General features: G+C 48.1%; 14 protein-coding genes and 1 tRNA gene. 8 read left to right on the forward strand and 7 right to left on the reverse strand.

The window, feature by feature from the left end; translation table 11 throughout:
- Positions 1 to 525: 525 nt before the first annotated feature.
- On the reverse strand, positions 526 to 2,580 hold the full coding sequence (locus HYD27_RS01305; RefSeq protein ID WP_219210548.1) for a beta-galactosidase: 2,055 nt from the start codon (positions 2,578 to 2,580) through the stop codon (positions 526 to 528).
- Positions 2,581 to 2,697: 117 nt separating this feature from the next.
- Here HYD27_RS01305 and HYD27_RS01310 point away from each other — a divergent pair, with 117 nt between their 5' ends.
- The 5 genes from HYD27_RS01310 (at position 2,698) to HYD27_RS01330 (ending at position 7,027) form a co-directional block, all read left to right on the forward strand.
- The gene (locus HYD27_RS01310) at positions 2,698 to 3,525 is read left to right on the forward strand and encodes a helix-turn-helix domain-containing protein (RefSeq protein WP_219210550.1); all 828 of its coding nucleotides are present in this window, start codon (positions 2,698 to 2,700) and stop codon (positions 3,523 to 3,525) included.
- Between the two features lie 823 nt (positions 3,526 to 4,348).
- Positions 4,349 to 4,738: a sigma-70 RNA polymerase sigma factor region 4 domain-containing protein gene (locus HYD27_RS01315; RefSeq protein WP_219210551.1), complete on the forward strand. Its 390-nt coding sequence runs from the start codon at positions 4,349 to 4,351 to the stop codon at positions 4,736 to 4,738.
- A gap of 86 nt (positions 4,739 to 4,824) precedes the next feature.
- Positions 4,825 to 5,028 (forward strand): helix-turn-helix domain-containing protein, encoded by a 204-nt coding sequence (locus HYD27_RS01320; RefSeq protein WP_219210553.1) that lies wholly within the window; start codon positions 4,825 to 4,827, stop codon positions 5,026 to 5,028.
- 440 nt (positions 5,029 to 5,468) lie between these two features.
- Complete coding sequence (locus HYD27_RS01325) at positions 5,469 to 5,738, forward strand: helix-turn-helix domain-containing protein (RefSeq protein WP_228744868.1); 270 nt, start codon at positions 5,469 to 5,471, stop codon at positions 5,736 to 5,738.
- A gap of 77 nt (positions 5,739 to 5,815) precedes the next feature.
- A complete protein-coding gene (locus HYD27_RS01330; RefSeq protein WP_219210555.1) occupies positions 5,816 to 7,027 on the forward strand; it encodes a tyrosine-type recombinase/integrase in 1,212 nt (403 codons plus the stop codon).
- A gap of 169 nt (positions 7,028 to 7,196) precedes the next feature.
- On the opposite strand, the gene HYD27_RS01335 is transcribed toward HYD27_RS01330, so the two are convergent.
- From HYD27_RS01335 to HYD27_RS01345, 3 genes are all read right to left on the reverse strand, one after another.
- Positions 7,197 to 7,282, reverse strand: a tRNA-Leu gene (locus HYD27_RS01335).
- 138 nt (positions 7,283 to 7,420) lie between these two features.
- Positions 7,421 to 7,858, reverse strand: coding sequence for a WGxxGxxG family protein (locus tag HYD27_RS31810; protein ID WP_228744870.1), 438 nt, complete (start codon positions 7,856 to 7,858; stop codon positions 7,421 to 7,423).
- A gap of 71 nt (positions 7,859 to 7,929) precedes the next feature.
- Positions 7,930 to 8,616, reverse strand: coding sequence for a M15 family metallopeptidase (locus HYD27_RS01345; protein ID WP_219210557.1), 687 nt, complete (start codon positions 8,614 to 8,616; stop codon positions 7,930 to 7,932).
- Between the two features lie 240 nt (positions 8,617 to 8,856).
- Here HYD27_RS01345 and HYD27_RS01350 point away from each other — a divergent pair, with 240 nt between their 5' ends.
- Positions 8,857 to 9,021, forward strand: coding sequence for a hypothetical protein (locus HYD27_RS01350; protein WP_219210559.1), 165 nt, complete (start codon positions 8,857 to 8,859; stop codon positions 9,019 to 9,021).
- Positions 9,022 to 9,031: 10 nt separating this feature from the next.
- Here HYD27_RS01350 and HYD27_RS01355 read toward each other — a convergent pair whose 3' ends face one another.
- Both HYD27_RS01355 and HYD27_RS01360 read right to left on the reverse strand, forming a co-directional pair.
- Entirely contained in the window at positions 9,032 to 9,367 is a 336-nt protein-coding gene (locus tag HYD27_RS01355; protein ID WP_219210562.1) for a YolD-like family protein, read from the reverse strand.
- 223 nt (positions 9,368 to 9,590) lie between these two features.
- Positions 9,591 to 10,274, reverse strand: coding sequence for a hypothetical protein (locus HYD27_RS01360; RefSeq protein ID WP_219210564.1), 684 nt, complete (start codon positions 10,272 to 10,274; stop codon positions 9,591 to 9,593).
- A gap of 212 nt (positions 10,275 to 10,486) precedes the next feature.
- Here HYD27_RS01360 and HYD27_RS01365 point away from each other — a divergent pair, with 212 nt between their 5' ends.
- Positions 10,487 to 10,987 (forward strand): PH domain-containing protein, encoded by a 501-nt coding sequence (locus tag HYD27_RS01365; RefSeq protein WP_219210565.1) that lies wholly within the window; start codon positions 10,487 to 10,489, stop codon positions 10,985 to 10,987.
- An 18-nt stretch (positions 10,988 to 11,005) separates the two neighbouring features.
- Here HYD27_RS01365 and HYD27_RS01370 read toward each other — a convergent pair whose 3' ends face one another.
- A complete protein-coding gene (locus HYD27_RS01370; RefSeq protein ID WP_219210568.1) occupies positions 11,006 to 12,481 on the reverse strand; it encodes a glycosyl hydrolase in 1,476 nt (491 codons plus the stop codon).
- 343 nt (positions 12,482 to 12,824) lie between these two features.
- Between HYD27_RS01370 and HYD27_RS01375 the strand changes: the two genes are divergently transcribed.
- Positions 12,825 to 13,265: a NucA/NucB deoxyribonuclease domain-containing protein gene (locus HYD27_RS01375; RefSeq protein WP_219210570.1), complete on the forward strand. Its 441-nt coding sequence runs from the start codon at positions 12,825 to 12,827 to the stop codon at positions 13,263 to 13,265.
- Positions 13,266 to 13,435 lie beyond the last annotated feature (170 nt).

Raw genomic sequence — 13,435 nt, forward strand, 5'->3', positions numbered from 1 at the left:
ACTTTTCATATTTAGCAGTTGAATCGGTCTCCGTCAAATAAACCTGCACAATCGCAGAATTATAGGCAATATTCTGTATTATCCGTTTGATGGTATCTGTATTTGAGGAAACCGTCTGGTTCATCTGCGAGATCATGTCAGTAAAATATTCATTGTTCTTCTTTTCGACCACCTCTGAGGATTTGGCATAACTGGTAAAGATGATGAAGAGCATAACTGTAATAATAAATGCTACTAGCAGGGACAGCTGTATACCAATGGGCATTTTTTTGAAATAAGCCATATGTTCACGCCCTCTGAATGAAGTTGATTTCCGGCCGGGCCGATTCCATTAAGAACTTGCTCTCACTTTATTGTATCAACATTTGGCCATATCTTTATTCAGCCTGTGAACCAAGTTCCAACATTGATTGTAAGCGATATCACTCATCCTCAATATGTACTTTTCTTATTGAAATATGGACACAGGTTAGAAAAAAAGGCTCCGCCATTGATGACAATGAGCGAAGCCAATAATATTTCCCCTTAAGTCAGCTTAATAATCTGAACGTCATACTCCGCAAGCTCTATTTTTCCATCCAGTACCGGACGGCCGGTAAGTAGATTGCTGCCGGTCAGTGTACCCAGATCAACGGTAAGCGGGGTCTCATTATGATTAAGCACAAACAGGTAATCCTGTCCGTCCTTGGAACGGATCGTCGCTTCCACACCCTCCACCGCTTTCGGCACCACCGGAATAACACCGCGGGATGCGCATACCTGCGAGATCCAGTCCTGAAGAAACGCTGATTCCGGACTTGTAGCGAGATACCAGGCTTCGCCAGTACCCACTTTATTGACGGTAAGTGCAGGCATTCCGCGGTAGAAATTATCCCCGTACACTGCCTTCACTTCCGCACCTTCCGTGTGAATCAAATCGCAGAGCATACCACATTCATATTCCGGCTTCAAGCCGCCAGATTCCCCTTCCGTCAGAATAATACGGTTATGCCTTCCGGAAGGTAAGGCATCAATTTCCTCCGCCCATATTCCAAGCAGCTTGCGAAGCTCTCCCGGGTATCCGCCAAGCGTAACCTGATCGTTCTCGTTGACGATTCCGCTGAAATAGGTTGTAATCAGCGCTCCGCCGTTTGTGGTATACTGTTCGAGCTTATCAGCCACTCCTTGCTTCACCATATACATAACCGGTGCAATAACCACATCGTATTTGCTCAGATCAGCTTCCACACTAATCATGTCAGCCGCGATACCCGAACGGTAAAGCGCCGCATAATATTTATGCACCTCGTCTACATATTTCAAGGCGAATGTCGGTCCACTGGTCATTTCGACCGCCCACCAGTTATTCCAATCGAATAATATGGCGACCTTTGCTTTAAATCTTGCATCAAGCAAGGTGTCTCCCAGAGCTGTAAGCTCCTTGCCTAGCTCAGCGCATTCGCGAAATACCCGGGTATTCTCATGCCCGGCATGCTCAATAACAGCGCCGTGGAATTTCTCGCATGCTCCGACCGAGCGGCGCATCTGGAAGAACAGGACAGTATCTGCACCGCGGGCAACTGCCTGATAGCTTCGCAAACGCATAGCACCCGGAGGCTTGAGCGAATTGGCGGGATGGTAGTTCACTTGGCTAGGCGTTTGCTCCATCAGCATGAACGGCTGGCCGTCCTTTAAGCTTCGCATCAAATCATGCATCATGGCTGGGTAGCTGGGCGGAGCATCGGGTCCGGGATAGTTGTCCCATGACACGACATCCATATGCTTCGCCCACTGATGATAGTCGAGCTTTTTGAAGGCGCCCATCAAGTTCGTCGTCACCGGAATATTTGGCGTATATCTCTTAATCGCCTCAGCTTCAAGCTTGAAGCATTCCAAAATGCTTGCAGAGTAAAAGCGCATATAATCCAGAGAGATGCTCTCAAAGTAGGTGCCCATTCGTCCGTTCGCGGCATTCCATTCCTCGCTGAGTGCGTTTGGCGCGACAATATCCTCCCAATCATAAAAAATATGGCTCCAAAACGCCGTATTCCATGCGTGATTTAATGCTTCCAGCGTGCCGTAACGCTCTTTGAGCCATTGACGGAAAGCCGCTTCGCAATTGTCGCAATAACAGGTACCAGCTCCGCCGTATTCATTGTTGATATGCCAAACAAGTAAGGATGGATGATCTTTATACCGCTCGGAAAGCTTCTCCGCCATACGCACAGCGTACTTGCGGTAGGTCGGACTGTTCGGGCAGAAGTTGTGGCGCCCGCCAAATTTGCGTTTATGGCCATTGAAATCCACTTGCAGCACATCCGGATATTTACGAGCCATCCAGGCCGGATGTGCCGCCGTACTTGTTCCGAGACAGACACCCACTCCATCTGCATCGAGTTTATCCATCACTTCATCAAGCCAGCCGAAATCGTAAGTATCTTCATCAGGCTGATTTTTCGCCCAGCCGAATACATTAAGGGTTACGACATCGATGCCAGCAAGCTTGAACAACCGCAGATCCTCGTCCCAGACCGCCTTGTCCCATTGTTCCGGATTATAGTCCCCGCCGTACCAAATCTTCGATTTATTGGAATTAATCATATTGCCTCAGCGCTCCTTATATGATAAAAATGCATTAACACACTTTATTTTAATCTGTCGTATTGCTTGATCCCATATAAAATAAGTGTTGTAATATATAAAAATATGGAGGACTTTATGAATCGTCGTGTCGTGCCTGCTTTCCCAGCAGAATTGTTGCCCCTGCAACTGGAAACTATTGGAATACTCACCGAACAGGATGCTTGGAACCGGATGAACGGATATCCTTATTTTCATTGGCTTCAAACGCTGGAAGGGGAAGGACAGCTTTGGGCGAACGACCGGAGCTGGAAAATGGAAAAGCATTCCGGCATTCTACTTGCACCCGGGATGCCCCACCGATATGAAGCGGCCGGTGGCGGTTGGCATACCGCCTACATTACGTTTCACGGAAGTATGGCGGATAGTATCGTTCAGGCATTTGGTTGGAACAACGCTGAACGTTTTCATTGGGAAGAAAACAATAACCGGATTTCAGATTATCTGATAACTATGCTAAACCTTGCAGAATCCGGAAGCGATTCTACGGGCTGGCAGCTATCGGCGGACTTGTATCAATTTCTGACGTTGCTTCGGACTAATGCCCGTACCGACAACCGACATTCCTTCTCCAAACGGCTTGAACGAGTTCAGGTTCTGCTTAACTGGTTGGAACAGGAATTTGCCAATCCAGAGATCGGACTCCCGCATATGGCAGAACAGCTTGGCATCGGCGTACGACAGTTGAACGAAAAATTCCGCGAGTTGTTCGGTCAGACAGCATACTCGTATCTGATTCAACTGCGCATACGAAAAGCCAAGGAGTGGCTGCCTTACCGCCCGGACTGGACCATTCGGCGCATCGGCGAAGCGGTGGGATTTCGCGACCCAAGCCACTTCGTGTCAACGTTCCGCCAGAAGGAAGGCATGACGCCGGAAACCTATCGCAAGCTGTACAAGGAGTAATAAAGGAGTAACGTTGCTTTGAGTAATCTCTACCGGGTCCTTATTTCACCGTAACTATGATCGTCTCACTGGTTGTCTCGCCTGCAGCTTTAACCAGTACGGTGCGGTTTTCATATAGCCCTTTTCCTTCCCGGAAATCTTCGTGACAGCTTTTTATGCGGTCGGTGTCGCTTCAATCAGCGACAGCGTATCCACCATAACTCTTTTCTCATACAAACGGTACTCTGCAGCATTTGTGGCCCATAAGAGATTTATGGTCACACTGTAATCCCCATTTCAGTTTCATGATAGGGTAACGCTCCCTCACTTTGAACAATAGCCCGTTGTATCCGGCCGGCCGTTCGCTCACCCAGGATACATTATGGACCGGTTCCAGAATTTCTAGTACTGTCTTAAGCGGCCCTCTATCCGTGGTTCACCGATCTAATCGGTTTTATTGAAATGTCCGGATTGGCCGTACTGACCAGCCTAGTCGGTATGGCCTCATGCTCCGTTAAATACGGGACAGCCAACTCGCGTTATCAGCACTTTGAACAGCACAGTATTCTGTGGCTTTCCGGCAAGCAAGCTTCAGTTCACGGCTTGCGGATGCGAGTCTGCTTTCTTCCGGCTACTCAGTCCCATGGAAAGCGGCGAAGCATTGACCAGCGCCACTCCTCTTTGGCTGAGCAGCGGCAGGAGATTAAGGACTCAAATATTTAAATCTCTTACTATAACATGAATACACTATTCTTTTTATATTCAAAAAATATATTTTACATTTTCATATGAAGGTAGCATTTTTCACCAATTTTCTCCATTTAAAAAGAAAGGAGGTAAAATAATGAAAATTAAATCAAATAAAGACCTTAATTCGTCAGTTGAAATGGCTTTCAGTAGCTATGTGAAATCATGTATGACATTTATGAGTCGCAACTTTTTTAAACTGCATGATCAAGAAATGCATCGCATAGAGTCATTAGAAGTATTAAAGGAGGGGGCACTAAGACAGCTTAACGTTGAACATAATGACTTCGCTATTATCGATGAGAAAGAATCATTATTTAAAGTTGTTCCTACATTAAGTCCCTTCGAAAAAAGACTCCTTTTCTTAAAGTTTCATGAGGAAAAACCGGATCGAGAGGTTGCAAAATTATTGGGAGTCAGTAGACAAGCCATAACAAAATCCAAGAATAAACTATTAAAAAAAATAAAAGATAGTTTGGATTCATAACCTAAGGTATTTCAATGTCCTCAATTCGTAGCCCCCCATCTCTTTTATTGAATTTTGAAAAAAGTTCACTAAAAGGAGGAACAACAATGAGAGAAGTGCTGGAGCTCCTGGAAATGTCCCAATCTGGTGATAAACTTGCAGAAATAGAGCTTATCAATAGGTATGAAGGATTAATAAATAAATTATCTTGGCATAATGGAGTGTTCAGTGAGGATTGCAAGCAACAATTAACTATAGAATTTATTATGGCTGTAAGACGCTTTGATCTTCTTCGCTATATTGATAAATAATTTTGGCAATTGAGTTGCCTTTTTAGTTTATTCGCTCATTTTATAATATAAGGTGAACATATCTTCACCTCAAATGTACATTGAAAATTTTATAAAAGAATATTTCAAATACTTTACTCTTGTATCCGTAAAGCGGAAAGCGACATAGCAGAAACGCCATGACACCTACTATGTTCATAAGGCTGAGCGATTAATTTCTGGCTTAAATCAATTTACGGTGAATTGATTCGCGATGACTCGCAAGAGTAATAATGATACTTCTGCCTGGCCAACGTAACTGTATTGGGGGCAGCCTGCTCGGATGAGGGGGAGTCTCTGTTTTATAGCAGAGCTATGATGTCGATTAACCAACGACAGTTTGAAATAATTCTTATAACAATTAGTTAAGTGATTTCATGCAAAAAGTTCTTCCATTTGGATATAAGGTGGAGGTTTAAAGAATGAATCATTTTTCTCCAACTACAATCAATCAACAAAAAGCTTATGATTTGTTGTTTCAAGATTATCCAGATGTCGTCAATATTGAGGAGATGTGTGAAATGCTCGGAGGTATAAGCAGCAAAACTGCTTATAAATTACTCCAAGAAAATAAAATCAGTCATTTCAAAATCGGTCGGATGTATAAAATCCCAAAAATAAATATCTTATTGTATCTTAATTTGTTCACTTTCAATTTCGATCACCCTCACTTCGATGCTTTACCGCATTGAATCGACATTTCCATACGTGCTATAATTAAGGCGTCAATGGTAGGATCAATGCGGGCTGCTATGAAGGAGGAATATTCATGGTAGCAGGCCACCTACAAGAAAAGAAAGGTCTTTTTTATATTGTCCTGAATTGCAAGAATGAAGAAGGTAAGAGAAAACCAAAGTGGATTCCAACTGGCCTTATGGTAAAAGGAAACAAAAAAAGAGCAGAAGCATTGCTATTAGAGACAAGGAGGGAATTTACTCTTCTTTTAAATGCTGCTAAGGAAGAATCAATAGTTGAAGAAATTATCGAAGAAAAACCAGCTGAAGAGCCGGTTGATCAGGGACCACTATTTTCTGACTTCATGCTTCAGTGGCTTGCAATGATGAAACACCAAGTTGAATTTATCACTTACGCTTCGTATCACAACGTCATTACTAATCATATTGTACCTTACTTTGAAGAAAAAGGGCTTTTTCTCAAAGAGCTATTACCATGTCACATTCAAGATTATTATCAGTACGAGCTTGACGAAAATGGTGTGACGACAAATACGGTTCTCCACTATCACGCTAATATTCGGAAAGCACTAAAGCATGCACTCAAAAATGATTTAATTTACACCAATCCAGCAGATAAAATTGAACGACCTAAGAAGAATGATTTTGTCGGCAGTTTCTACAATAAGCAGGAAACTAATATTCTGTTTGAAAAGGTAAAAGGTGAACTGATAGAGCTAGCAGTCATTCTTGCAGCTTTTTATGGATTGCGGCGAAGTGAAGTGGTTGGATTGAAATGGACAGCTATAAATTTTGAAAACAAAACGATTAGTATTAGGCATACTGTAACTCCGGTTTATTTTGAAGGTCAAGAACACATCATTGAAAAAGATCGGGCTAAAAACAAACCGAGCCGCCGCACCTTACCTCTTGTGCCAGCCTTTGAGGAATTACTGTTGCGTATTCGTGAGATTCAAGCTCTCAATAAAGCCATATGTGGTAAATCCTACTGCACTGATTTCGAGGAGTATATCTATCTGGATAAGTTGGGACAACGAATTAAACCGGGCTATATCACACAGAACTTCACTAGAACTCTTAAAAAAAATGGTCTTCGTCATATTCGCTATCACGACCTGCGTCATAGTTGTGCAAGCCTCCTACTCGCTAATGGAGTCAGTATGAAAGAAATTCAGGAATGGCTGGGGCACAGCAACTATTCTACAACGGCCAACATTTATTCTCATCTTGAGTACAGTTCCAAAGTGTCTTCGGCATCAACAATGAGTGGTATTTTGGTCTTTTAATAAAAAAAGATCGCACCACCCTCAATATTTCATGAGAGTCATGCGATCTTCTCCTCGTTCTCTCCTTCGGAAAAAGGAGAGAACTGCAGGAGAGAACTCGATAAAAAGTTCTCTCCTAAGCTGTTTCAAAAACCAAGGTTTTTCGGAAAAAACCCTTATAAATCAAGGATGCCGAGGACGGGGGTCGAACCCGTACGGTACTCACGTACCGCAGGATTTTAAGTCCTGTGCGTCTGCCTATTCCGCCACCCCGGCATGGTTGAGCGTTGTTAACGCGACAAGAAATATAATAGCATGTATCCTGGGGATACGCAATCACAATTCCCATTTTCTCTTCATAAAAAAAAGCCCGATCAGCCGGAGCCGATGCGGGCCGTTTGCGGAATTCGACGATTAGCGTTCGCGTTCGCCGCTTCTGCTTCTCATGCCGGCCAGACCAAGCAGTCCAATCAATCCGAGCCAGCCCCAGTTCGAGCCGTTGCCATCGGTATTCGTAGTTGTGCTGGTGGCCCGGTATCTGCCGGTAGGCGTTGTGTTGGACAGTGGAGAAACGGTGCTGTTGTCTCCGGTACGGACCTTGTCTCTCATGATGGTGTCATTGCCACGCATAGTGCCGGTGGTGTTGTTCAGCATGGTGTTGCCCTGCTCGTTCATCATCCGGGTGCCGGTACCGCCCAAGTTGCTCATCCGGTCATTCGTGGAAGAGCCGTTATACACCGGTGCTGTGCCGCCCATTCCGGCTGTGCCGGAAGCGGCGGATGCATCTCCTGCGCCGAGCAGGCTCATGGATAAAATGGTGCCGCAGGCCAGGCTTGTGATCAGCTTATTCAAGATGTTTTGCCCCCTTATGTGAGTTGTCGCTGATAATTTCCCCCTGCGGCGCTTTCTCTATACAAGAAAATTTATGCAGTCTCCACATTCACCGTCTTAGTGTCAGGATCATACGTTACCTTGGCGCCAAGCGCTTCAGCCAAAGCCCGCACAGGAGCATAGGTGGTTCCGTTATCCAGCACCCCGGCTGTGAGCTTCACTCCGTTCAGGGTAACCGTGACCTCCACATCCTTGTTCACCTTATTCTCACCTCCGTTGATCCGGCTCAAGGCATCTTTTACTTGCTGCGCGGCCGGACGCCGGCCTGCCTTCAGCTGCGCAATGGTCAGTCCAAAAGCCATCTGCAAGTGGGAATAATCCTTAAACGAAGTCCAGTCACCGCCCCATTCGAATCCCAGCTTTTTCGCTTCCTGCACCACTTCCTGCCAGTCTGCCGCTTTATCGCCGTCGCCGTCCCTCTTCATATCCCAGGAGACGTTCCGGCCGTCAGGCAGCAGCAGCGCAAAATCCACCGCCAGCCCATAATTATGGTAGCTGCTGCCTCCCCGCGCGTTGGTTACAATACTGCCCTTTTGGGTTCTTCCCTGCGCGTACAGCGCATTCTGCTCAGCTATAGTGCGCATACCCTGGGTAATGACAATCGGTACGCCTCTCGCGTAGCTTCGCTGTATCAAGACATTCGCAGCCGCCAGCAGGACGGGATGAAGGCCGCCGAGCCGGGCTGCCGATTTACTTTTCACCTGATCCAAAGTCAGCATCTAATCACCCCTTGGTATAGTAAATGCCCTCTATTTCACTGTTGCTTGTACGCTTTCACCCTTATTCGCAAAAGAAAAGACCCCGGACACCCCGGGGCCTGAGCTACCTGAATATATAAGGTGCATTTACTGCCATCCAGCCGGATAGATCCCTACAATGTCCGCAGCCGCATTAACAAATCGGCCTGGATGTTTTCCGGATAAACAGGCCACTATATAAGCGAAAGGTGGGAAGACAAAGTGGAAATTCACAGTGACAGCTACAAGGTAGCGGCGTTTGAAGATCAGGAGGACGCGGTGGAGATCATCCGGCGGGCGGAAGCCGCCATTGCTCAGATAAACGGCAACAAACCCGTCACCCTGATTGCCTATGAGAGAACAGAAGCCCAAGCGCCTGAAAAATAATAGATAGACCTCAGACGATGTAAGCCTCCACAATATCGCCGACATTAACCCACTTCCATTCCTCCGCCCACTGCAGCTTGAACTCCCGCGTGTGGGTGTGAATGGAGGTCACAAAGCCGCTTAACAGCTTATTCTCCAAAGGATCACACAAAACTACCGTTACCCGGACATGGCTCCGCAATGACAGCGCCAGCGTGCATTCGATTTCCTTCAGCTTCTGTTCATCCAGAACCGGCTTGCCGCGACGCAGCGTCTCCCATTCCTCTCTTCGAATCCGGCTCGCGTGCTCCGGCAGCAGCATCCGGCTGCTCTCCCCCAGTCCGTTTCCATCGAGCTTCTTGCCCATTGCCGTTCCCCCTCCAGTGAATGACTTATCTCAGTGATTGCGCTCCGCACAAAGCGAACGTATGTTTGTATTATATGCGCATTTCCGCTTTTTAATCAATCAGAAAATAATGACAGCGGCTCCGTACCCTCGGCTTGCACCAAAGGACCAGCAACACGTTCCAACAGCAACGAAAAAAGGCGCCCACAGTATCCGCTGTGCAGCGCCTTTCAGCAGCTTCCCTCTACTTGACGTCAGTTACCGTAGCTCCCTTATCAGTCTGGGTGTTTACCTGCGTATCTGTATTGCCTGTGTTTGCTCGGGTGTCTGTTCCGGTTCCGCTGTCTGTAGTAGTGCCAGTCCCTGCAGCAGTTCCTCCGCTCTCAGTACCGGACAGCGTATTGGCCGCGTCGCTTTCCGGTTCGATCAGTCCTGCGGCCACTCTCGCTTCATTCAGCTTGGAGATGCCATACAGCATTGCCACATCGGCCTGTTGGTTCATGTCATTGAACTCCTCGGCTGTAACATCCGGGGACACCGCGCTCTTCGAGGCCTTCTCCTTGATCGAATATGCACTTTGGAAGGCAATGACCGAATCTCTCAGCAGCTTCTGGATGTCTTCGGGCAGGCTTTTGGATATTTTCACAGCCTTAACCTCATCGGCGATATCGGAAGCTGTGTTCTGAAACTCATTCACAGCCTTCTCCAGCTCCTTGCCACTCGCTTGTCCTGTAGAGTACGAGGTCAGGGTCGTGTTGAAGTTCTCCAATGAGGATCTGCCCAATTCATCAAATTTTGTCATTTCATTATAAAAGCTTTGTACAGTCTCCTGTACGTCTTCATGGGAAACAGGCTCCGCGCTATTATTGCTGCAGGCGCTCATAACAACGGCCATCATCAGTAACGCTGCCAGTAAGGCTTGTCTCATATTTAAATCCCTCCACTTAAAAGAATAATAGGGAGTTTTGTAAAGTGCAACTGAAAATAATGTAAAAAAAACAGGAATGAAACATTTGACAGGGATAACGCGTATTTAGGCAAGCGGACACAAAAAGACCCCCAGTAGTGACTGGAAATCTTTGATATACTTTTGATATACTATAATAATTTCAATATGAACCAAAGAGAGGAAGATAGCTCATGCCTTACTGCACAACCTGTGGCGCGGAATACAAGCAAGGAGCCAAATTTTGCGGAGAATGCGGCGCAAGCACGGCCGGGGACAGCGCTGCACCGGCACAACGTCCACCAGTTGGAGCAGCACCCCGCTCAGGCTCAGGACCTGAGGCTGAATTGTGGCAGGGCAAGCCGGCCGGCATCTCCGACCGCCTCAAGGGCATCGTAGGTCTTAACACAACCAAGTACATCATCACCAGCCAGCGGATTATGGTCAAGACCGGGCTGATCGGCAAAAATATCGAGGAAATCGAGCTGCTGCGGGTCAATGATTTCTCCGTGGCCCAGTCCATTCCGCAGCGTATTCTGGGAATTGGGACCCTTACGGTATTTTCGGATGACGCTTCGTCGCCGCAGCTGCTTTTCCGCAAAATCCGCAAGGCTCAGAGTGTAAAGGATATTCTACGCCAAGCCGTGCGCGATGAAAAAACCGCCAACAATATCAGCTACCGCGAACAAATCTAGAGCCTTCGCAGTCAGGGCTTAAGGAAGATAGAACGCCCCGGCCGGAATTACGCCCTTCGCCTGGCTGGGGCTTTCCCACATCAGCACCGCGCGCGCATCCCCCTGATTTTCATAATACTCCACCTTCAGCTCATGCAGCTTCCCGGCAATCAGATTCACACTTCCCTGCCGTTCCTGCCCGCTCTGCTTTATCCAGCTGTCAATCACCAGCACTCCGTCAACCCATACCCTTATGCCATCGTCCGAGGAAGTATACAGGGTATAGCTCTCCGTGTAGGCCGGGCTAAATCTGCCGCTCCAGCGTACCGAGAAAAAATCGGCCGGGAGTGCCGGAACCGGAGCCGCCTGCCGCCAGACAAAGTTAATATTGGCATCGGTGCGGGTATGCGCCGGTGTGCCGCTGAGCGTTGCGTTGCTATAATATTGTCCATACAGGCCCGGCATCGGTGCAGCTTCAGGCATAGAGGCATACTGCACTGCCTTCGCCGCATATTCATCCCTGGTGAGCACAAACGAATCGTTCATAAAAGCCTTGATGACCGCATCGCTGTTCTTCTCATACAGCAGCTTGCCCCAGCTCATCTGGTAGGACCATTTATTCTGGGTCTTGGCCAGCACCTCCGGTGACGGCAGCTCCCCGTTCTCGCCAACCGCAATCAGCTTGCCGCGACCAAGCTCCCACAGCGCATCATGGTGGCTGTCTTTGAAATCCGCTTCATAGATATCCAGGGCCAGCACATCCACGCTGCCGCTGCCCGGATAATAATCCGCCGGTTCATCGCACCACTGATTTTTGGCATTGGGGCTCCATACCCAGAGCAGGTTATGCAGCTGGTGATAAGAGGTGTACCGTTGGAACATAATGTTCCACAGCTGGCTGAACGCTTTCTTCTGCCCCCACCAGAACCAGCCGCCATTCATCTCATGATACGGGCGCCAGAGCACTGGCACACCGGCATCGCTCAGCTTCTTCAAAGACTGGGCCGTCTTGTCCAGATCCGCGATAAGCGCGCTGTACTGTGTAGTTCCGGGCGTTATATATTTGGCAAAATCCGCTTCGCTGAGGCTCATCGAAACATTCGACCACGCCGGCGCCGTCCCCGGCAAATTGGCATGATAGCTCATCGTTACGATGCCGCCCGCCTCATGCCAGCGGATCGCGCTGTTCACCACCGCCTGGCGCTGGCTGTCAATCAGCTGCACCGTCTGGTTCTCGACCGCTCCCAGTTCATAGCCGTGAAGCGCGGCATATTGGCCGCTGGTCGCCTTCAGCTTGCCGCTGAATTCGTCCGGGCTCTCCAAATAATTATGCTGCCCGCTGATAATCCCTTGCCCCTGCAGCCGGTACAATATGTTCAGCAGCTTAAGCGCCGGAGAGGCAAGCGCCGCATCTGCCGGAGACATCAGCACATTGCGGAAGGCTGCCTGCCATTGCACATCGCCCACCAGCCGTGATGCGGAGTCCAGTAAATCCCGGAGAAAACGCTGTTCCATCTGTCCCACCATCCTTTATATACTTTTGTACATAGTATGGAGAGATCATGGACAAGAGCACGGCGAATCGACAATACAATACATAAAATTCCAAACGTCCCTCCTGTACCTTTTTACCAATTTGGTATACTAAACGTTACTATTTTTAAGCTATACTGATTAAATCTATGCTTACGGATGCCTAGGCTCACAAAACTTAAGCATATGCTTCCGGAGCAAGTTTTGTACGAAGCAGTTCACAGAGGCCTAGGCTCACAAAACTTAGGCGTATGCTTCCGGAGCAAGTTTTGTACCAAGCAGTTCACAGAGGCCTAGGCTCACAAAACTTTTAGGGGGCAGCAAAATGAAGTCCAAGAAATTCCTCCCAAGTCTCATCATCTCCGTGCTGCTCTTGGTTGCCGCTTACTGGTTAGAGGAGAACGGCGGACTGCCCGGCACCCGGCCGTCTACAGGAGACACCGGCATTGTCCGGCTGGAATTCCCGAGTGACCGCTTCCCGGAGACAGCCGGGCATATCAAGGAGGCTATCCGCAGCGGAGAGTCGGCAGTCTGCACCATCAATCGGCAGCTCGCTGACGAGAACCGCAAAGAATCTCTGCGGGGGGTTCCCACCAAAAAAGGCTACGACCGCGACGAATGGCCCATGGCCATGTGCGAGGAAGGCGGCCGCGGAGCCGATATCCAATACATAACGCCAAGCGATAACCGCGGGGCCGGAAGCTGGGTAGGCAATCAGCTGGAGGAGCTGCCCGACGGCACCCGGGTAGAATTTATGTTCAAATAGTCAGTTGATTAGTCGCTCTTCCCGGACCGGCTGTATAAAAAGCGTCAGCTGGAGGAACAATACCTGCAAGGTTCAGCAAGCGGGCTGACCTGTTGTGCGCAATAATGAAAAAGCTGAGCACAGAGTACTATGCCAGCCGTAGAGGGATTGGCGTTGGGGCAGCTTCACAA

The sequence above is a fragment of the Paenibacillus sp. S150 genome, from assembly GCF_019352175.1.
Lineage (GTDB): Bacteria > Bacillota > Bacilli > Paenibacillales > Paenibacillaceae > Paenibacillus_AQ.